Raw genomic sequence first — 18,842 nt, 5'->3', positions numbered from 1 at the left:
CCCCGGCCTCAACGCAGGCCTACTCTGTTGTCTCGTTTCGCTCCCCTATTCCAAACCTCGATACGTTTCCCGTTTTTCGGAGGTCAGTGCATGTTCGATTTTTACCCTCAGCTCAAGCAACGCTTTGGCGCGTTGCGCACCCGGGCCGAGTTCTTTTCGCTGCGTTATGTGCGCGAGTCCGGGCAATACCTGTCGGTACGCAAGAACGTCGCAGAACCTCCTTCATTCAATCACGATCAGGGCGCGATGCTCACGGTGCGGCTCAAGGGTGTCGAAGCCTACGCCGCCACCAATGACCTGTCGCAAGCCGGCTTGCAGGCAGCCCTGGAACGTGCCGAGGCACAGGCTCAACTGATTGCTGCCCACGCCCTGCTCGATCTGAGCCAGGAGCCGGTGTCCCACGAACGCGCTGACTACTACTCGCCCCATCTCGATCAAGCATTCCCGTCACTCAACGAATGCTTTGAACTGTTGGGCGCTGAGTCGGCTGCCGTCCCCAAGGACGAGCGGCTGGTCAGCTGGGACGTTTCGCTGGGCCTCAATCACGTCGAGCAGATCTATCTCAACAGCGCTGGCGCCGAGTTGCGCCGGGCACAACGTTTTGTCTACCCGGGCATCAGCGTCACCGCCTATGACGGCAACGACAGCCAGACCCGCAGCCTGGGCCGCGAAAACTTCGGTCAGCAAGGTGGCGCCGACGTGATCAGCCGCTGCGGGTTGATCGGAGCCGCGCCAAAGGTCGCCGACCAGGCCCTGCAATTGCTGCTGGCACCCAATGCCCCAAGCGGCAAACGCGACCTGCTGCTGATGCCCGACCAGATGATCCTGCAAATCCACGAATCCATCGGCCACCCGCTGGAACTGGACCGCATCCTCGGTGACGAGCGCAATTACGCAGGCACCAGCTTCGTCAAGGCCAGCGACTTTGGCAGCCTGCAGTACGGCTCCAAACTGCTGAACGTCACCTTCGACCCTGACATCCCGGAACAATTGGCCAGCTACAGCTTCGACGATGACGGCACACCGGCCCACAAGGAGTTCCTGATCCGCGAAGGCCTGCTGCTGCGGCCTTTGGGCGGTGCGCTGTCGCAGTTCCGGTCGGGCCTTGATGGCGTGGCCAACAGCCGCGCCTGCGGCTGGAACCGCCCTCCGATCGACCGCATGGCCAACCTCAATATCGAACCTGGCGACCAGTCGATGGCCCAACTGATTGGCGGCATTGAACACGGCATCCTGATGGCCACCAACCGTTCCTGGTCGATTGACGATGCGCGCAACAAGTTCCAGTTCGGTTGCGAGTGGGGCCAGTTGATCGAGAACGGCGAACTCAAGGGCGTGGTGAAAAACCCCAACTACCGGGGTATTTCCGATCAGTTCTGGCGCAACCTCAGCGCCGTGGGTGACGCCAGTACCTTCAAGGTGCTGGGCACGCCGAACTGCGGCAAGGGCGAACCCAATCAAGTGATTCGCGTAGGGCATGCGTCACCCGCGTGCGTGTTCAATCAAATTGATGTGTTTGGAGGCGATGCCTGATGAGTACCCCATTGAGTCAGGCCGAGCAGTTCAAGGCGTTGGTCGAATGGCTGGGCAAGGCCATTCGACCGCCAGAGCAGTTCACCCTGGGCTACGACGCCGAAGCCTCGGAGTTCATCCGTTTCAACAAGGGCAAGGTGCGCCAGGCCGGGCGTGTGCAGCAGGCCAGCCTGAGCCTGAAGCTGATCAACGACGGCCGCCACGGGGATATCCGCCTTACCCTGGCCGGTGAACCGGATGTCGACAAACAGCGCCTGGCCGACGCGGTGCAACAACTGCGTGACACTTTGCCGTTGTTGCCCGCCGACCCTTATTTATTGCTGAACCCCCAGCCTTGGCACAGTCATGAGGTGCAGGACCATCCACTGCCGGACACCGCTCGGGTCCTGGATGAAATCCGCCGTGCGTGCGACGGCGTCGATCTGGTGGGGTTTTATGCCTGCGGCCCGATCAGCTATGGCTACGCCAGTTCCGAAGGTGCGTTTGGCTGGCATCAGGCCAACAGTTTCAACTTCGACTGGAGCCTGTTCCACAGCAACGGCCAAGCGGTGAAAGCCAGCTACGCCGGGGCCGATTGGGACAGCGAACGTTTCGCCCAGCGCATGCAACTGGCCCGTGAGCAACTGAGCTTTCTGGATCGCCCGCTCCATGCCCTGGCACCCGGCGAGTACAGGGCCTACCTGGCCCCCGCGGCGCTGGAAGAAGTGATGAGCATGTTGTGCTGGGGCGGTTTTTCGGCACAGGCGCTGGCCAGCAAATCCAGCCCATTGCAGCGACTGTACGGCGGTGATGCGCAACTGAGCCCCCTGGTGTCATTTGACGAGCAGGTCAGCCAGTCCCTTAGCCCGGCCTTTTCCGGCGAAGGGTATCCGCGCCAGGACTTGTCCCTGGTCAAGCACGGCAAGGCCAACCAGCAACTGGTGGGTTCGCGCAGTGCTGCCGAATATGGCCTTGAGGTCAACGGCGCGCCACAGGGCGAGGCGCCGAGCGCACTGGCGATGGCGGCGGGTACGCTGGAGCAGGCCGATATTCTCAAGCAATTGGGCACCGGGTTGTACATCAGCAACCTGTGGTACTTGAACTACTCGGACCAACCGGCCGCACGCCTGACCGGCATGACCCGTTTTGCCACCTTCTGGGTCGAAAACGGCGAGATAAAGGCCCCGGTCAACACCATGCGTTTTGATGACAGCGTCTATAGTCTGCTGGGCTCGCAGTTGGAGGCACTGACGGCAGATCGTGAGTTGTTGCTGTCGGCCAGCACCTACGACCAGCGCCAGACTGCGTCGAATCTGCTGCCGGGAGCGTTGGTCAAGAAGCTCACGCTGACGCTGTAATACCTGTAGTCGCTGCCGAAGGCTGCGATGAAGTCCGTGGAGGCTTCGGGAAAACGGGTTGCTGGGCAACCCTTCGCAGCCTTCGGCAGCGACTACAAAGAATGCTCATCATAAAAAAGAGGTCTTATGCCCGTACGCCCGGTTCTGAGTCCTGAAACCCTGCGCTGGTTGCCGTGGGTTGTGGCCATCGCGTTTTTCATGCAGTCGCTCGACGGCACCATCCTCAACACCGCCCTGCCCGACATGGCCAGGGACTTGAAAGAAAACCCGCTGCGCATGCAAGGCGTGATCGTTGCCTACATGCTTACCGTGGCCCTGCTGATCCCTGCCTCGGGCTGGATTGCCGACCGCTTCGGCACCAAGAAGATCTTCTTCAGCGCCATTCTGCTGTTCAGTTTCGGCTCGTTGCTTTGTGCGTTGTCCAACACCCTCAACGAGCTGATTGGGGCACGGATCATCCAGGGCCTGGGCGGTGCGCTGATGCTGCCCATCGGACGGCTGGTGGTGCTCAAGGCTTACCCGCGCTCGGAGTTGGTGCGGATCATGGGGTTTATCACCATCCCGGGCCTGCTCGGTCCATTGATCGGCCCCACGATGGGCGGCTGGATGGTGCAGTACCTGAGCTGGCACTGGATTTTCCTGATCAATCTGCCGGTCGGCGTTCTGGGCTGCTGGGCAGTCTGGCACTTCATTCCGGACCTGCGCGGCAGCGAGCGCACCCGCTTCGACGGGCTGGGTTTCGTGCTGTTTGGCGCCGCGATGATATTTATCACCATTGCGATGGAGGGGCTGGGCGAGTTGCACATGCCGCACTTGCGCGTGATGTTGCTGCTCTTCGCCGGGATGGCGTGCCTGGCGGCCTACTGGTTGCGGGCGGGCAATATCAGCAACCCGCTGTTCTCGCCGGCACTGTTCAAAACCAAAACCTTTGCGGTGGGTATTCTGGGCAACCTGTTTGCTCGCCTGGGCAGCGGGGCGCTGCCGTTTCTGGTGCCGTTGCTGCTGCAAGTGGCGCTGGGCTACTCGCCGTCACAAGCCGGGATGAGCATGCTGCCACTGGCCGCAGCCGCCATGCTGGCCAAGTGGATAGCCCGACCGCTGATCGAGCGCGCGGGGTATCGCACGGTACTCACGGCCAACACCTTTGCCCTGGGCCTGATGCTGGCCAGCATGGGCCTGGTCACCGAACACACGCCCTACCCGCTGTTGCTGTCAATGCTGGCCGTTTTGGGGGCGATCAACTCGTTGCAGTTCACCGCGATGAATACCGTCACCCTGATCGACCTCGATGACGCCAGCGCCAGCAGCGGCAACAGTTTGCTGTCGGTGGTGGCGCAATTGTCCTTGAGCCTGGGCGTGGCCTGCGCCGGGGCATTGCTCGGCGGCTTCACTGGCGATGGCGGCAGCGACGGGGTGGACACGGTGCTCGGGGCATTCCAGCTGACCTTCCTCACAGTCGGGATCATGGCGATGCTGGCAGCGGCTATTTTCCTGCAACTGTCACCGCAGGACGGCCGCAAACCCAAGGCCAACTCGGAGCATGACCTGGAACATTAAGCGACTTTTTAATCAGAACTGGATGACATCTCGTCCAGAATGTTCAGGCAAAGGGCATGGGACTGGTACACTGCGCGACATTTTGTTTTGCAGGCCAGTCCCGTGACCACCATTGCCACCGCTTTTAACACTCTGCCTCTGTCCGCCGCCATGCTGGCTAACCTCGACTCCCTCGGTTATGCCCAGATGACGCCGATTCAGGCGCAGAGCTTGCCGGTGATCCTCAAAGGCATGGACCTGATCGCTCAGGCCAAGACCGGCAGTGGCAAAACTGCCGCCTTCGGCATCGGCCTGCTGAACCCGATCAACCCGCGCTTCTTCGGCTGCCAGGCCCTCGTGATCTGCCCGACCCGCGAACTGGCTGACCAGGTTGCCAAGGAAATCCGCCGTCTGGCCCGCGCCGAAGACAACATCAAAGTGCTGACCCTGTGTGGCGGTGTGTCTTTCGGTCCGCAAATCGGTTCGCTGGAGCACGGTGCGCACATCATCGTCGGCACGCCGGGCCGCATTCAGCAGCACTTGCGCAAAGGCTCGCTGGTACTGGACGGTCTGAACACTCTGGTACTGGACGAAGCGGACCGCATGCTGGACATGGGTTTCTACGATGCCATCGAAGACATCATTGTAAAAACCCCGGAGCGTCGCCAGACCCTGCTGTTCTCGGCCACCTACCCGGCCGGTATCAAGCAACTGTCGTCCAAGTTCATGCGCAACCCTCAGCAAGTAAAAGCCGAGGCGCTGCACACTGACAGCCAGATCGAACAACGCTTCTACGAAATCTCCCCTGAAGAGCGCATGAGCGCTGTAACCAAGGTGCTGGGCCATTTCCGCCCGCAATCTTGCGTAGCGTTCTGCTTCACCAAGCAGCAGGTTCAGGAAACCGTTGATCACCTGACGTCCAAAGGCATTTCGGCTGTTGGCCTGCATGGCGATCTGGAACAGCGCGACCGTGACCAGGTGCTGGCGATGTTTGCCAACCGCTCGACTTCAGTACTGGTTGCCACCGACGTAGCGGCCCGTGGTCTGGACATCGACGCGCTGGACATGGTGCTCAACGTTGAGCTGGCCCGTGATTCGGAAATCCACATTCACCGTGTTGGCCGTACCGGCCGCGCTGGCGAAAAAGGTGTTGCGATCAGCCTGGTTGCCCCGTCCGAAGCGCACCGCGCCCAGGCCATCGAGCAGCTGCAGAAAGCCCCGCTGAACTGGGAAACCCTGGACACCCTGACCTCCCAGGGCGGCGCACCGTTGCTGCCGGCCATGAGCACGCTGGTGATCGGTGCCGGTCGTAAAGACAAGGTTCGTCCGGGCGATATCCTCGGTGCCCTGACGGGTGACGCGGGCATCCCGGGTGCCCAGGTTGGCAAGATCGCGATCTTTGACTTCCAGGCCTACGTGGCCGTTGACCGCACCGTGGCCAAACAGGCTGCCCAGCGCTTGAGCGAAGGCAAAATCAAAGGCCGCGTATTGCGCGTTCGGGTTTTGTAAGAGATCGCCTGAACACTGGCGATCACATGTGGGAGCGGGCTTGCCCGCGATGCAAACAACTCGGTTCAGCTGAATCACCGGGGTGCTGCAATCGCGAGCAAGCCCGCTCCCACATTAGGTTTGGATTGACTATGAATTTTGTGAGGACACCGCTTTGCGCTCTACCGACGTTGTGATTATTGGCGCTGGCGCCGCTGGTTTGATGTGCGCGCTGACCGCTGCCGGTCGCGGGCGAAAGGTCATGCTCATCGACCACGCCAACAAGGCGGGCAAAAAGATCCTGATGTCGGGCGGTGGCCGCTGCAACTTCACCAACATGTACACCGAACCCAACAATTTTCTGTCGCAGAACCCGCACTTCTGCAAGTCGGCCCTGGCCCGCTACACCCAGTGGGACTTTATCGAGATGGTCGCCAAACACGGCGTGCCCTATCACGAGAAAAAACTCGGCCAACTGTTCTGCGATAACAAATCCAGCGACATCCTGGAAATGCTCCTCGATGAGTGCCAAAAAGCAGGCGTCAGCCTGCACCTGGACACCTCGGTCGAGCAGATCGAAAAAACCGACAACGGTTACAGCCTCAACACAACGCTGGGGCCGATTGACTGCCTGTCGCTGGTGGTCGCCACCGGCGGCCTGTCGATCCCGACGCTCGGTGCCACCGGCTTCGGCTATCAAATCGCCAGGCAATTTGGCCACACCTTGCTGCCCACCCGCGCGGGCCTGGTGCCGTTCACCATCACCGACCAGCTCAAAGAGATCTGTACCGAACTCTCGGGCACGTCAGTCGACTGCCTGGTGAGCTGCAACGATCAGAGCTTCCGGGAAAATATCCTGTTCACCCATCGGGGCTTGAGCGGACCGGCGATTTTGCAGATTTCGTCGTTCTGGAATACCGGCGACACGGTTGAAATCAACCTGCTGCCCGACCTCGATGCGCTGAGCTGGTTGCAAACCCAGCAGGCCGAACGCCCCAACAGCGAACTGAAAACCCTGCTCGGTGAGATTTTCACCAAGAAGATGGCCAACCTGTTGGCCGAGCACTGGTTCGAGTCCAAGCCCATGAAGCAGTACACCCCGGGTGAACTGGCGCACGTGGCTGACAAACTGGCGAGCTGGAAAGTGATACCGGCTGGCACCGAAGGCTACCGCACGGCTGAAGTGACCCTGGGCGGGGTTGATACCCGCGAAGTGTCTTCCAAGACCATGGAGTCGCTGAAAAGCCCCGGCCTGTACTTTGTGGGTGAAGTGCTGGATGTGAGCGGCCACCTGGGCGGCTTCAACTTTCAGTGGGCGTGGGCTTCGGGGTATGCGGCGGCGCAGTACGTTTAACGCCAGGCGGCATTAAAAATATTTTGTGTTCGATGTGACAGTGCCATTGCGCTGTCGTCTTAACTGGCTCAAGTTAGCGAATCACGAGCCAGGCACCGCCACTCCATGTCATCGAAAAGCTTTCAGCATTCCCTGCGCCGCTTGTGGGCGCTGGACAAGTTCAGTTACAGCGTGCGGGTGTTTGTCGCCCTGACCGGCAGCATGGCTTTTTGCTGGTATCAGGATGAAATGTCGCTGCTGATCCCGCTGTTCCTGGGGATTATCGCCAGCGCGCTGTCCGAGACTGATGACAGTTGGCAAGGCCGACTGAACGCTTTGCTGGTAACGCTGGTGTGCTTCACCGCCTCGGCACTCAGTGTCGAACTGCTCTTCCCCTATCCCTGGCTGATGGTCTGCGCGCTTGCCCTGGCCAGCTTCGGCCTGACCATGCTCGGTGCGCTGGGCGAGCGCTACGGGGCGATTGCTTCGGCCACACTGATTCTGGCCGTGTACACCATGATTGGCGTCGACCAGCGGGGTGGCGAAGTCACCAATTTCTGGCATGAACCCTTGCTGCTGGTGGCGGGCGCGGCCTGGTACGGGATGCTGTCGGTACTGTGGCAGGCGCTGTTTTCCAATCAACCGGTACAGCAAAGCCTGGCGCGGTTGTTCTGGGAGCTGGGCCTGTACCTGAAGATCAAATCGTCGCTGTTCGAGCCGATCCGCAAGCTGGATGTCGAAGCCGGCCGACTGGAACTGGCGCGGCAAAACGGACGTGTGGTGGCTGCGCTCAATACCGCCAAAGAGATCATTCTGCACCGGGTCGGCAACTCCCGGCCGGGCTCCAAGCTCAGCCGCTACCTCAAGCTGTACTTTCTGGCGCAGGACATCCACGAACGCGCCAGTTCCTCGCACTACCCCTACAACGCCCTGGCCGAAGCCTTCTTCCACAGTGACGTGATGTTCCGCTGCCAACGCCTGCTGCGCCAGCAAGGCGTGGCCTGTCAGCGCCTGTCGGAGTCGATCAAGCTGCGCCAGCCGTTTGTCTACGACGACAGCTTTGCCGAAGCGCTGAGCGACTTGCACGCCTCGCTCGAACACTTGCGCATCCAGAGCAACCCGGCCTGGCGCGGACTGTTGCGTTCACTGCGGGCGCTGGCCGCCAACCTGGGCACACTCGACCGTTTGTTGAGCGACGCCAGTAACCCCGACAACCTGGCAGATGCCACCGACAGCAGCCTGCTGGACCGTTCGCCACGTAACCTCAAGGACGTGTGGTCGCGCCTGCGTCAGCACCTCACACCCACGTCGCTGATCTTTCGCCACGCCTTGCGCCTGCCTTTGGCCCTGAGCATCGGTTTTGCGATGGTGCACTGGATTCACCCGAGCCAGGGTTACTGGATCATCCTCACCACGCTGTTCGTGTGTCAGCCAAGTTACGGCGCCACCCGACGCAAATTCAGCCAGCGCATCATCGGCACGGCCATCGGCCTGGCCGTGGGCTGGGCGCTGTTCGATCTGTTCCCCAACCCGCTGGTGCAGTCGATGTTTGCGGTGGTGGCCGGTGTGGTGTTCTTTATCAACCGCACCACGCGCTACACCTTGAGCACCGCAGCCATCACCCTGATGATCCTGTTTTGCTTCAACCAGGTGGGCGACGGCTACGGGCTGTTCCTGCCGCGACTGTTCGATACCCTGGTGGGCAGCGTGATTGCGGCGGCAGCGGTATTCCTGTTCTTGCCGGACTGGCAGGGCCGACGCCTGAATCAGGTACTGGCCAATACCTTGAGCTGCAACAGCCAGTATCTGCGCCAGATCATGCAGCAGTACGCCCAGGGCAAAAGTGACAACCTCGCCTATCGCCTTGCGCGGCGTAACGCCCATAACGCCGATGCGGCGCTGTCGACCACACTGGCCAATATGCTGATGGAACCGGGGCACTTCCGTAAGGATGCCGACATGGGCTTCCGCTTTCTGGTGCTGTCCCACACCTTGCTCAGCTATTTGTCAGGACTGGGCGCTCACCGTGACACCGAGCTGCCCGGTGAAGTGCGGGAACAGTTGATCGAGGGCGCCGGACGCAGGATTGCCGACAGCATTGACCAGATCGCACAGGATCTGGCGTCCAAGCAGGCGGTGGCGGTACAAAGTGATGATGAAGAAGCACTGGCCAGCGAGCTTGAGCAAATGCCCGACGAGATCGATGAAAACCAGCGTCTGGTGCAAACCCAACTGGCGTTGATTTGCCGTCAGCTCGGGCCGCTGCGCACCCTGGCTGCACATTTGGTCAAGGCACCTTAGAACTTGGCGCGAGTACACATCGCGCCTACTATCGGGTCATACACTCACCAAGAAGGACACGATCGTGACCACTGACTGGCTCTGCAAACACCACAACGACCTGGGCAAGGAACAGCTCTACGCCATTCTGGAATTGCGCTCGAAAGTATTCGTCGTCGAGCAGAAATGCGCCTACCAGGACGTCGACGGGCAAGACCTGACGGGGGACACGTTGCATGTGATGGGCTGGCAGAACGATCAACTGGTGGCGTATGCCCGCGTGCTCGACCCTGAATCCCAGGGCGGCGACGTGGTGATCGGCCGCGTGATCATTGCCCCCGAGGGTCGCGGGCAAAAGCTGGGGCATGTCCTGATCGAGAAAGCCCTGGAAAACATCGAGGATTACTGGTCGGGGCAGCCCGTGTTCTTGTCCGCCCAGGCGCACTTGCAGCCGTTCTACGGGCAACACGGGTTTCGCGCCGAGGGCGAAATGTATCTTGAAGATGACATCCCGCACATCGGCATGCGCCTGACGCCTCAGGGATAACCCAGCACCTGCTTGATCTGCACCAGATGCTCGCCGACCCAGGTTTTGTCGACAGGGCCCCAACTGTGAATCTGATAACGCCCGGCATGATTACGGGCGCCGTCCTGCTGCTCGAACTCGCAGACAATATCCAGATCAGCCAGCGCCGCGATGGTGTCCTGCGCGGTACGGCGCGGCATGCCGGTCACTTCGGTCAGTGCGGGCACGCTGCTGGCAATCTGGCTATCGATTAACCAGGCCACGTACAAGCGCCGGTAAAAGCTGCTTTTGGTTTTGCTGACGTCCATTCAGAACTCCTGATGCGGATGATTGCTGGCTTTCTGTGGGAGCGGGCTTGCTCGCGATTCAGGCGCTGCGGTCCTTCTGGGAAGACGCGTCGATACCATCGCGAGCAAGCCTGCTCCCACACGGGTTCAGGGTTGGGGTTTTCCTGCCAAGTCACGCCACGTCAGATACACCCGCAAGTCAAACTCCAGCTGGTGGTAACCCGGCAACATGTGTTCGCACAATTTGTAAAAAGCCTTGTTGTGGTCCGACTCCTTGAGATGGGCCAGTTCGTGAACCACGATCATCTTCAGGAATTCAGGCGCCGCCTCCTTGAACAACGAGGCCACACGCAGTTCTTTCTTGGCCTTGAGCTTGCCACCCTGAACCCGTGAGATGGCGGTATGTAACCCCAGCGCACGGTGAGTCAGGTCGAGCTTGTTATCAAACAGCACCTTGTCGAAGGACGGCGCATTGCGCAGGTATTCCTGCTTCAGTTCCAGCGCGTAGGTATACAGCGCCTTGTCACTTTGCACCGCGTGACGCTGCGGGTAGCGTTCGCTCAGGTAGCTGCCCAACTGATCGCGCTCAATCAATTGGCGCACCTGCTCTTGCAAGGTCTGGGGGTAGGCCTGGAGGTACTTGAGAACGGTCATGGGACGCCAACGCACAGCATAGAAGGGCGCCAGTGTAGCGAATTCAACCCAAAGGCGCCCACGTCAGACTTTTACGCGGACATAAGCCAGACATTTCCGAGAAAACCCGGTGCCCACAAGCGTCGCTTGCAGCCCGAAAAGCCTCGGGGCTATCTTCACCAGTCGCCGATGATCCCCGTGGAAGAGACATGAAAAAGACGACGCCCGACGATCCCAAAGCAAATCACACCCCCCGTGATGATCATCAGCACGATGAGGCCACCCGCTGTATTCTCGATGCCGTGCTCCGTGCCCCGCCTGTTGACCTCGACAGCCTCAAGCCCACCAATGCGCAACATGTCAGCCCCAAATCACCCTTTGCCGTGCGGCCTGATATCCGGGCAATAGAGGCCTTGTCTCACATCTGGCTGATGCTCAAGAGCGCAGAAGAGGTCTCGGATGAAATCACCGAGTATGCCAGTGGCATCGAGCGCGGGCTGATATGGTCATTGGTGCATTCGGTCGAGATGTCCCGCTCGCTGGTGAGTGCCCTGCTCAAGGCCAATGGCGTTGATCCGGAACAATTACACCGATCTGCATAAACATCGCACCCACAAAAAAGCCCGCATCGCTGCGGGCTTTTCAGTACGCGCCGGTCTTAGTTGACCTTGGCGTTCAGCTCACCTTTGAGGTAACGCTGGTACATCGCTTCCAGGGAGATCGGCTTGATCTTCGAAGCGTTACCGGCAGTACCGAAGGCTTCGTAACGAGCGATACACACGTCACGCATGGCCGTTACGGTGGCGCCGAAGAACTTGCGCGGGTCGAACTCGCTCGGGTTGGTTGCCATCAGGCGACGCATGGCGCCAGTCGATGCCAGACGCAGATCGGTGTCGATGTTGACCTTGCGCACGCCGTGCTTGATGCCTTCAACGATTTCTTCTACCGGCACACCGTAAGTTTCTTTGATGTCGCCGCCGAACTCGTTGATGATCGCCAGCCATTCTTGTGGAACAGAAGACGAACCGTGCATCACCAGGTGAGTGTTCGGGATACGCTTGTGGATTTCTTTGATGCGGTCGATCGCCAGCACGTCGCCAGTAGGTGGCTTGGTGAACTTGTAAGCGCCGTGGGAAGTACCGATGGCAATGGCCAGGGCATCCACTTGAGTGCGCTTGACGAAGTCAGCGGCTTCTTCCGGGTCGGTCAGCATCTGGCTGTGATCCAGAACGCCTTCTGCGCCGATGCCGTCTTCTTCGCCAGCCATACCGGTTTCAAGCGAGCCCAGGCAGCCCAGCTCGCCTTCAACCGACACACCGCACGCGTGTGCCAGGGCAACGGTTTGCTGAGTAACGCGAACGTTGTAGTCGTAGTCGGTAGGGGTTTTGCCGTCTTCGCCCAGCGAGCCGTCCATCATGACCGAGCTGAAGCCCAGCTGGATCGAGCGCTGGCACACGTCAGGGCTGGTGCCATGGTCCTGGTGCATGCACACCGGGATATGCGGGAATTCTTCGATTGCAGCCAGGATCAGGTGACGCAGGAAGGGAGCACCTGCGTACTTGCGCGCACCGGCCGAAGCCTGAACGATCACCGGGGAGTCGGTCTTGTCAGCGGCTTCCATAATGGCGCGCATCTGCTCAAGGTTGTTTACGTTGAAGGCTGGAACGCCGTAGCCGAATTCGGCGGCGTGGTCCAACATCTGGCGCATGCTGATAAGTGCCATTGTGAGTGTCTCTCCCGGACAAGGGTCGTTAATCGTGCAAGCCTGCCGTAGCGGCGGCTGCTATTCAAGTTATTGCAGATCGGGGGTTGTGCCCCATTCTGCCAATCCGATTTAGCTGAAACGATACAGCTCCAGCTATAGCTATGCGGCCTGATTGTGAGAGCGGGCTTGCTCGCGATGCAGGCAATTCGGTCTATTTTCCGAACCGCGGTGATGCAATCGCGAGCAAGCCCGCTCCCACGCAAAAACCCATATCAAATCAAGGGCACCCACGCTCTTGTGAAGCCTTGGGCGACTCGTATTTTTCCAGCGCTTCAGGACCTGAGCGTTTATTGACCAGCGGCACGCTTTGCGCCTGCCAGTCTGCCTGGTAGCAACCACTCTCTTCAGGGGTTGCAGCTTCGGGCGTCGGCTTGCCCGAACTGGCGCAACCGGCCAAAAAGCCCACGATCATCAACAGCGGTAACAACTTGACCATGTCCATGCTTCCTTTCAGGGCCTGAAACACCTTCAGGCTTTGGCGCGGCTTTCCAGAATTTCGACGGCAGGCAGTACCTTGCCTTCAACGAACTCAAGGAAGGCACCACCGCCGGTGGAGATGTAGGAAATTTGATCAGCAATGCCGTACTTGTCGATAGCCGCGAGGGTGTCGCCGCCACCCGCGATCGAGAACGCTGCGCTGTCAGCAATGGCCTGGGCCAGAACCTTGGTGCCGTTACCGAACTGGTCAAACTCGAACACACCTACCGGGCCGTTCCACAGGATAGTCTTTGACGACTTCAGCAGCTCGGCGAAATGCGCGGCGGTTTGTGGGCCGATGTCCAGAATCATGTCGTCGGCAGCCACATCAGCGATCAGCTTGACGGTTGCAGCAGCGCTTTCAGCGAACTCCTTGGCCACGACCACGTCAGTCGGCAGAGGCACATTGACCTTGGCGGCGATGGCGCGGGCGGTGTCCAGCAGATCAGGTTCGTACAGCGATTTGCCAACCGGGTGCCCGGCAGCTGCCAGGAAGGTGTTGGCAATACCGCCACCCACGATCAGCAGGTCGCAGATCTGGCTCAGGCTGTTGAGCACTTCAAGCTTGGTCGACACCTTGGAGCCGGCAACGATAGCGGCCATCGGCTTGGCCGGGGCGCCCAGTGCCTTGCCCAGTGCGTCCAGCTCGGCAGCCAGCAACGGGCCAGCAGCCGCAACCTTGGCAAACTTGGCCACGCCGTGGGTCGAGCCTTCGGCACGGTGGGCAGTACCGAAAGCATCCATCACAAACACGTCGCACAGGGCGGCGTATTGCTGGGCCAACTCGTCGGCGTTTTTCTTTTCGCCCTTGTTGAAGCGCACGTTTTCGAACAACACGATGTCGCCCGCTTTAACGTCGACGCCATTGAGGTAGTCGCTGACCAGCGGCACTTCGCGGCCCAGGGCCTTGCTCAAGTAATCGGCTACAGGCTTGAGGCTGTTTTCAGCCGAGAACTCACCTTCAGTCGGACGTCCCAGGTGCGAGCAGACCATAACCGCCGCGCCTTTTTCCAACGCCAGCTTGATGGTCGGCAGCGAAGCAAGGATGCGCGCATCGCTGGTGACTACACCGTCCTTGACTGGGACGTTGAGGTCTTCGCGGATCAGTACGCGCTTACCTTGCAGATCGAGGTCGGTCATCTTCAACACGGTCATGGGTCGCAGTTCCTGAGTTTCTAATGTTAGAGAGCGGGTTTGGGGTGAGTAACGTGCAAATAGTGCTCTGCCACATCGATCATTCGATTGGCAAAACCCCATTCGTTGTCGAACCAGGCCAGCAGGTTCACCAGCCGGGGGCCGGAAACGCGGGTCTGGCTGGCATCGACAATGGCCGAATGCGGGTCATGGTTGAAATCACAGCTGGCGTGGGGCAACTCGGTGTAGGCCAACAAGCCTTTGAGCGGGCCGCAGGTGGCCGCCTCGCGCAGCAGGCGGTTCACCTCTGCGGCATCGGTGTCCCGTGCCGTGGTCAGGGTGATATCCAGGCACGACACATTCAATGTCGGTACCCGCACCGCTTTGGCTTGAATTCGGCCGGCAAGTTCCGGCAACAAACGCTCAATGCCCTTGGCCAGGCCGGTAGAGACCGGAATGACCGACTGAAAGGCCGAGCGTGTACGACGCAGATCTTCGTGGTGGTAGGCATCGATCACGGGCTGATCGTTCATCGCCGAGTGAATGGTGGTAATCGATACATACTCAAGACCCAATGCCTCATCCAGCAAACGCAGCAGCGGCACGCCGCAGTTGGTCGTGCAGGAGGCGTTGGACACCAGTCGTTCTTCGCCGGTCAGGCTGTGCTGGTTAACGCCGTAGACGATGGTGGCGTCAACATCGGCGTCACTGGCCATCGGTTGCGAAAACAGCACGCGGGGAGCCCCGGCATCAAGGAAACGCTGGCCGTCGGCGCGGGTGTTGTAAACGCCGGAGCATTCCAGCACCAGGTCAACACCCAGGGCAGCCCAGTCGATCCCCTCGGGGGTGGCACTGCGGAACACTTTCACGCAGTCGCCATTGATATGCAGGCAGTCGCCTTCGATCCGTATCTCGCCGGGAAACCGGCCATGGGTGGAGTCGAAGCGCGTCAAATATTCGAGACTGGCCATATCGGCCAAATCATTGAGTGCAACAATTTCAAACCCGGCAGCGGCCCCTCGCTCGAACAACGCACGCAGGACGCAACGACCAATCCGGCCGTAGCCGTTGAGTGCAACTTTGTAGGGACGCGATTGGGGCATGGGGTTCTCTTATTAAAAGCCTGTAGTCGCTGCCGAAGGCTGCGATCAAGACCGCACGACCTTCAAAAAAACGGGCTGCTACGCAGCCCTTCGCAGCCTGTGGCAGCGACTACCTAAAACGCGGCAGCCAGGGCCACCGCGGCTTGCTTTAGTCTTCCAGCAACTCGTCAGCCTGACCCAGGATGTTTTCCAGGGTGAAGCCGAACTCTTCGAACAAGGCTGGCGCAGGCGCCGACTCGCCGTAAGTGGTCATGCCGATGACGCGGCCTTCCAGGCCCACGTACTTGTACCAGTAGTCCGCGTGGGACGCTTCGATCGCAATACGGGCGCTCACCTGCAGCGGCAGAACCGACTGCTTGTAGCCTGCATCCTGAGCTTCGTACACGCTGGTGCATGGCATCGATACAACACGTACCTTGCGGCCTTGCTCGGTCAGCTTCTCGTAAGCCTGAACCGCCAGGCCCACTTCGGAACCGGCCGAGATCAGGATCAGTTCAGGCTCGCCTGCACAATCCTTCAGCACGTAACCACCACGGTTGATGTCGGCAATCTGGCCAGCATCACGGGTTTGGTGGTTCAGGTTCTGACGCGAGAAGATCAACGCCGACGGGCCGTCGTTGCGCTCCAGGGCGAATTTCCAGGCCGCTGCGGATTCCACCGCATCGGCTGGGCGCCAGGTGTCCAGGTTCGGCGTGGTACGCAGGCTGGTCAATTGCTCGACCGGCTGGTGCGTCGGGCCGTCTTCGCCCAGACCGATGGAGTCATGGGTGAACACATAGATCACGCGCTGCTTCATCAGGGCCGACATGCGGATGGCGTTGCGGGCGTATTCCATGAACATCAGGAAGGTCGCGCCGTAAGGCACCAGGCCGCCGTGCAGGGCAACACCGTTCATGATGGCGCTCATGCCGAACTCGCGTACGCCGTAGTACACGTAGTTGCCGCTGGCGTCTTCAGCCGAAACACCTTTGCAGCCTTTCCAGAGGGTCAGGTTGGAACCGGCCAGGTCAGCGGAGCCGCCCAGCAGTTCTGGCAACAGTGGGCCAAAGGCATTCAATGCGTTCTGGCTGGCTTTACGGCTGGCGATGGTTTCGCCCTTGGCCGCGACTTCAGCGATATAGGCGTTGGCCTTGGCATCGAAGTCAGCAGGCAGTTTGCCGCTCAGGCGACGGGACAGCTCGCCGGCCAGCTCAGGGAACTCGGCCGCGTAGGCAGCAAAGCGCTTGTCCCACTCGGATTCAACCGCAGCACCGGCTTGCTTGGCATCCCATTCGGCGTAGATATCAGCCGGGATTTCAAACGGACCGTGGTTCCAGTTCAGGGCCTGGCGGGTCAGGGCGATTTCGTCGTTGCCCAGTGGAGCACCGTGGCAGTCTTCCTTGCCCTGCTTGTTCGGCGAGCCGAAACCGATGGTGGTTTTGCAGCAGATCAGCGTTGGCTGGTCGCTTTTGCGTGCGGTTTCGATCGCGGTCTTGATTTCTTCCGGGTCGTGACCGTCAACGTTACGGATCACTTGCCAGTTGTAGGCTTCGAAACGCTTTGGCGTGTCGTCGGTGAACCAGCCTTCAACTTCGCCATCGATAGAGATGCCGTTGTCGTCGTAGAACGCGATCAGCTTGCTCAGACCCAGAGTGCCGGCCAACGAGCCAACTTCGTGGGAAATGCCTTCCATCATGCAGCCATCACCCAGGAACACGTAGGTGTGGTGATCAACGACGTTATGGCCAGGGCGGTTGAACTGAGCGCCCATGACTTTTTCTGCCAGGGCAAAGCCCACAGCGTTGGCCAGGCCCTGACCCAGCGGGCCAGTGGTGGTTTCAACGCCCGGCGTGTAGCCCAACTCCGGGTGACCCGGGGTGCGGCTGTGCAGCTGGCGGAAGTTTTTCAGGTCGTCGATCGACAGGTCATAGCCGGTCAGGTGCAGCAACGAGTAGATCAGCATCGAACCGTGGCCGTTGGACAGCACAAAGCGGTCACGGTCAGCGAACGAAGGGTTGCTCGGGTTGTGCTTCAGATAATCGCGCCACAGTACTTCGGCGATATCCGCCATACCCATAGGGGCACCTGGATGGCCGCTGTTGGCTTTTTGCACGGCATCCATGCTGAGTGCACGAATGGCGTTGGCACGCTCACGACGGCTGGGCATCGCTGTTCTCCTGGGTATTGAAAGTTAAATCGAAACGGAAAAAAGGCGAGCATTTTCCCTCAGGCAACGCCCTCGGGGCAATGACAGATAGTCGCAAGAGGCGTTTTTCCTGTGCTTAACCGTTCAACCTGTTAAGGATCGGACATTTCGTTTCGTTAATAAGCACACACTCTCCGACAAACGCGCCACTTATCGACCAATATCAAAACTTTTCGATATTGAACTTGCGGGGGCTGTACGGGGTAACTAGACTGCGGCCCCATGAACTTACGCATGCCTTCAATCCGCCATGACGATAGCGACGAGCTCTCCGCCCTGTGCAAGGCTGGAGGCGATCCGCTGCGACTCAATGTGCTGCGCGCGTTGGCCAACGATTCGTTTGGTGTGCTGGAGCTGACGCAGATTTTTGCCACTGGCCAATCAGGCATGAGTCATCACCTCAAGGTGCTGTCTCAAGCCAGGCTGGTCGCAACACGACGCGAAGGCAATGCGATTTTTTATCGCCGTGCCCTGCCCCACACCGAGCAACCAGGCGGAAAACTCCATGCTGCGCTGCTGGAAGAGGTCGATAACCTGACCTTGCCCACCGATGTACAAGCGCGAATCAGCGCAGTACATGCACAGCGTGCAGCCGCCAGTCAGGACTTTTTCTCACGCGTAGCCGAGAAGTTTCGCGCTCAACAGGATTTGATCGCCGGCTTGCCGCAATACCGGGACAGCGTTTTGACGCTGCTCGACAAACTGAGCTTCGACCCGGCGGCCACGGCCCTGGAAGTCGGTCCCGGCGATGGCAGCTTCTTGCCCGACCTGGCTCGCCGCTTCCATCAGGTCACGGCGCTGGACAACAGCCCGGTCATGCTTGGGCTGGCCCGCCAGCTCTGTGAACGCGAGTCACTGAACAACGTCAGCCTGATCCTGGCCGACGCGCTACACGATGCACAGCTGCAAGCCGACTGCGTTGTCGTGAACATGGTCCTGCACCATTTCGCCGCACCGGCCGAAGCACTTCAGCAACTGGCAACCTTGCTGCAGCCGGGCGGCAGCCTGCTGATAACAGAGTTGTGCAGCCATAATCAGGCGTGGGCCCGCGAGGCATGCGGTGATTTGTGGCTGGGTTTTGAACAAGATGATCTGGCCCATTGGGCCACCGCTGCGGGACTCGTTCCCGGGGAAAGCCTCTATGTAGGCTTACGTAATGGTTTCCAGCTTCAGGTCCGCCACTTTCAGCGGCCAACTGGCGACACTCACCATCGGTAAATATTAG

At 59.9% G+C, this 18,842-nt stretch carries 16 protein-coding genes; 9 read left to right on the top strand and 7 right to left on the bottom strand.

Annotation, left to right across the window (positions count from 1 at the left end; genetic code table 11):
* Window positions 1–90 precede the first annotated feature (90 nt).
* From VSQ83_RS01080 to VSQ83_RS01050, 7 genes are all read left to right on the top strand, one after another.
* A complete protein-coding gene (locus VSQ83_RS01080) occupies window positions 91–1,533 on the top strand; it encodes a TldD/PmbA family protein (RefSeq protein WP_326398608.1) in 1,443 nt (480 codons plus the stop codon).
* Entirely contained in the window at window positions 1,533–2,870 is a 1,338-nt protein-coding gene (locus VSQ83_RS01075) for a TldD/PmbA family protein (protein WP_133075216.1), read from the top strand. Before VSQ83_RS01080 ends, VSQ83_RS01075 begins: the two co-directional genes overlap by 1 nt.
* Before the next feature lie 126 nt (window positions 2,871–2,996).
* Complete coding sequence (gene mdtD, locus VSQ83_RS01070) at window positions 2,997–4,427, top strand: multidrug transporter subunit MdtD (RefSeq protein ID WP_133075215.1); 1,431 nt, start codon at window positions 2,997–2,999, stop codon at window positions 4,425–4,427.
* 150 nt (window positions 4,428–4,577) lie between these two features.
* Window positions 4,578–5,915, top strand: a complete 1,338-nt coding sequence (gene dbpA / locus VSQ83_RS01065) for an ATP-dependent RNA helicase DbpA (protein WP_241486165.1) — start codon at window positions 4,578–4,580, stop codon at window positions 5,913–5,915.
* Window positions 5,916–6,069: 154 nt separating this feature from the next.
* On the top strand, window positions 6,070–7,248 hold the full coding sequence (locus VSQ83_RS01060) for an NAD(P)/FAD-dependent oxidoreductase (RefSeq protein ID WP_133075214.1): 1,179 nt from the start codon (window positions 6,070–6,072) through the stop codon (window positions 7,246–7,248).
* Between the two features lie 105 nt (window positions 7,249–7,353).
* Complete coding sequence (gene yccS / locus VSQ83_RS01055) at window positions 7,354–9,528, top strand: YccS family putative transporter (protein ID WP_133075213.1); 2,175 nt, start codon at window positions 7,354–7,356, stop codon at window positions 9,526–9,528.
* Window positions 9,529–9,592: 64 nt separating this feature from the next.
* A complete protein-coding gene (locus VSQ83_RS01050; RefSeq protein ID WP_133075212.1) occupies window positions 9,593–10,054 on the top strand; it encodes a GNAT family N-acetyltransferase in 462 nt (153 codons plus the stop codon).
* Here VSQ83_RS01050 and VSQ83_RS01045 read toward each other — a convergent pair.
* A complete protein-coding gene (locus VSQ83_RS01045) occupies window positions 10,045–10,341 on the bottom strand; it encodes a winged helix-turn-helix domain-containing protein (protein WP_133075211.1) in 297 nt (98 codons plus the stop codon). The genes VSQ83_RS01050 and VSQ83_RS01045 overlap by 10 nt on opposite strands.
* A 126-nt stretch (window positions 10,342–10,467) precedes the next feature.
* Window positions 10,468–10,974 carry a YgjP-like metallopeptidase domain-containing protein gene (locus tag VSQ83_RS01040; protein ID WP_133075210.1) on the bottom strand — a complete coding sequence of 169 codons (507 nt, stop codon included), beginning with the start codon at window positions 10,972–10,974 and terminating at the stop codon, window positions 10,468–10,470.
* A gap of 188 nt (window positions 10,975–11,162) precedes the next feature.
* On the opposite strand from VSQ83_RS01040, the gene VSQ83_RS01035 reads away from it, so the two are divergent.
* Window positions 11,163–11,555 carry a hypothetical protein gene (locus VSQ83_RS01035; RefSeq protein WP_326425062.1) on the top strand — a complete coding sequence of 131 codons (393 nt, stop codon included), beginning with the start codon at window positions 11,163–11,165 and terminating at the stop codon, window positions 11,553–11,555.
* 56 nt (window positions 11,556–11,611) lie between these two features.
* Here the strand turns inward: VSQ83_RS01035 and fba are convergent, their stop codons facing one another.
* The 5 genes from fba to tkt all read right to left on the bottom strand — a co-directional run bounded on the left by fba (window position 11,612) and on the right by tkt (window position 17,578).
* Window positions 11,612–12,676, bottom strand: a complete 1,065-nt coding sequence (fba, locus tag VSQ83_RS01030; protein ID WP_004419605.1) for a class II fructose-bisphosphate aldolase — start codon at window positions 12,674–12,676, stop codon at window positions 11,612–11,614.
* 259 nt (window positions 12,677–12,935) lie between these two features.
* Window positions 12,936–13,154, bottom strand: coding sequence for a hypothetical protein (locus tag VSQ83_RS01025; RefSeq protein WP_019827976.1), 219 nt, complete (start codon window positions 13,152–13,154; stop codon window positions 12,936–12,938).
* A gap of 32 nt (window positions 13,155–13,186) precedes the next feature.
* Complete coding sequence (locus VSQ83_RS01020) at window positions 13,187–14,350, bottom strand: phosphoglycerate kinase (RefSeq protein ID WP_019827977.1); 1,164 nt, start codon at window positions 14,348–14,350, stop codon at window positions 13,187–13,189.
* 26 nt (window positions 14,351–14,376) lie between these two features.
* The gene (gene epd / locus VSQ83_RS01015; protein WP_133075207.1) at window positions 14,377–15,432 is read right to left on the bottom strand and encodes an erythrose-4-phosphate dehydrogenase; all 1,056 of its coding nucleotides are present in this window, start codon (window positions 15,430–15,432) and stop codon (window positions 14,377–14,379) included.
* 148 nt (window positions 15,433–15,580) lie between these two features.
* Window positions 15,581–17,578, bottom strand: a complete 1,998-nt coding sequence (gene tkt, locus VSQ83_RS01010) for a transketolase (protein ID WP_133075206.1) — start codon at window positions 17,576–17,578, stop codon at window positions 15,581–15,583.
* A gap of 261 nt (window positions 17,579–17,839) precedes the next feature.
* Between tkt and VSQ83_RS01005 the strand changes: the two genes are divergently transcribed.
* Window positions 17,840–18,835, top strand: coding sequence for an ArsR/SmtB family transcription factor (locus VSQ83_RS01005; protein WP_133075205.1), 996 nt, complete (start codon window positions 17,840–17,842; stop codon window positions 18,833–18,835).
* Window positions 18,836–18,842 lie beyond the last annotated feature (7 nt).

This window comes from Pseudomonas sp. DSV-1 (assembly GCF_035830915.1).
Classification (GTDB): Bacteria; Pseudomonadota; Gammaproteobacteria; order Pseudomonadales; family Pseudomonadaceae; genus Aquipseudomonas.
This window is presented reverse-complemented; position numbering and strand designations above follow the sequence as displayed.

What these genes read in the sequence shown, in the direction of transcription:
- fba (WP_004419605.1), bottom strand. Translation starts at nt 12,676, where the DNA reads ATGGCACTTATCAGCATGCGCCAGATGTTGGACCACGCCGCCGAATTC.
- VSQ83_RS01075 (WP_133075216.1), top strand. Translation starts at nt 1,533, where the DNA reads ATGAGTACCCCATTGAGTCAGGCCGAGCAGTTCAAGGCGTTGGTCGAA.
- VSQ83_RS01025 (WP_019827976.1), bottom strand. Translation starts at nt 13,154, where the DNA reads ATGGTCAAGTTGTTACCGCTGTTGATGATCGTGGGCTTTTTGGCCGGT.
- VSQ83_RS01045 (WP_133075211.1), bottom strand. Translation starts at nt 10,341, where the DNA reads ATGGACGTCAGCAAAACCAAAAGCAGCTTTTACCGGCGCTTGTACGTG.
- VSQ83_RS01080 (WP_326398608.1), top strand. Translation starts at nt 91, where the DNA reads ATGTTCGATTTTTACCCTCAGCTCAAGCAACGCTTTGGCGCGTTGCGC.
- mdtD (WP_133075215.1), top strand. Translation starts at nt 2,997, where the DNA reads ATGCCCGTACGCCCGGTTCTGAGTCCTGAAACCCTGCGCTGGTTGCCG.
- epd (WP_133075207.1), bottom strand. Translation starts at nt 15,432, where the DNA reads ATGCCCCAATCGCGTCCCTACAAAGTTGCACTCAACGGCTACGGCCGG.
- yccS (WP_133075213.1), top strand. Translation starts at nt 7,354, where the DNA reads ATGTCATCGAAAAGCTTTCAGCATTCCCTGCGCCGCTTGTGGGCGCTG.
- VSQ83_RS01020 (WP_019827977.1), bottom strand. Translation starts at nt 14,350, where the DNA reads ATGACCGTGTTGAAGATGACCGACCTCGATCTGCAAGGTAAGCGCGTA.
- VSQ83_RS01040 (WP_133075210.1), bottom strand. Translation starts at nt 10,974, where the DNA reads ATGACCGTTCTCAAGTACCTCCAGGCCTACCCCCAGACCTTGCAAGAG.
- tkt (WP_133075206.1), bottom strand. Translation starts at nt 17,578, where the DNA reads ATGCCCAGCCGTCGTGAGCGTGCCAACGCCATTCGTGCACTCAGCATG.
- VSQ83_RS01035 (WP_326425062.1), top strand. Translation starts at nt 11,163, where the DNA reads ATGAAAAAGACGACGCCCGACGATCCCAAAGCAAATCACACCCCCCGT.
- VSQ83_RS01005 (WP_133075205.1), top strand. Translation starts at nt 17,840, where the DNA reads ATGAACTTACGCATGCCTTCAATCCGCCATGACGATAGCGACGAGCTC.
- dbpA (WP_241486165.1), top strand. Translation starts at nt 4,578, where the DNA reads ATGCTGGCTAACCTCGACTCCCTCGGTTATGCCCAGATGACGCCGATT.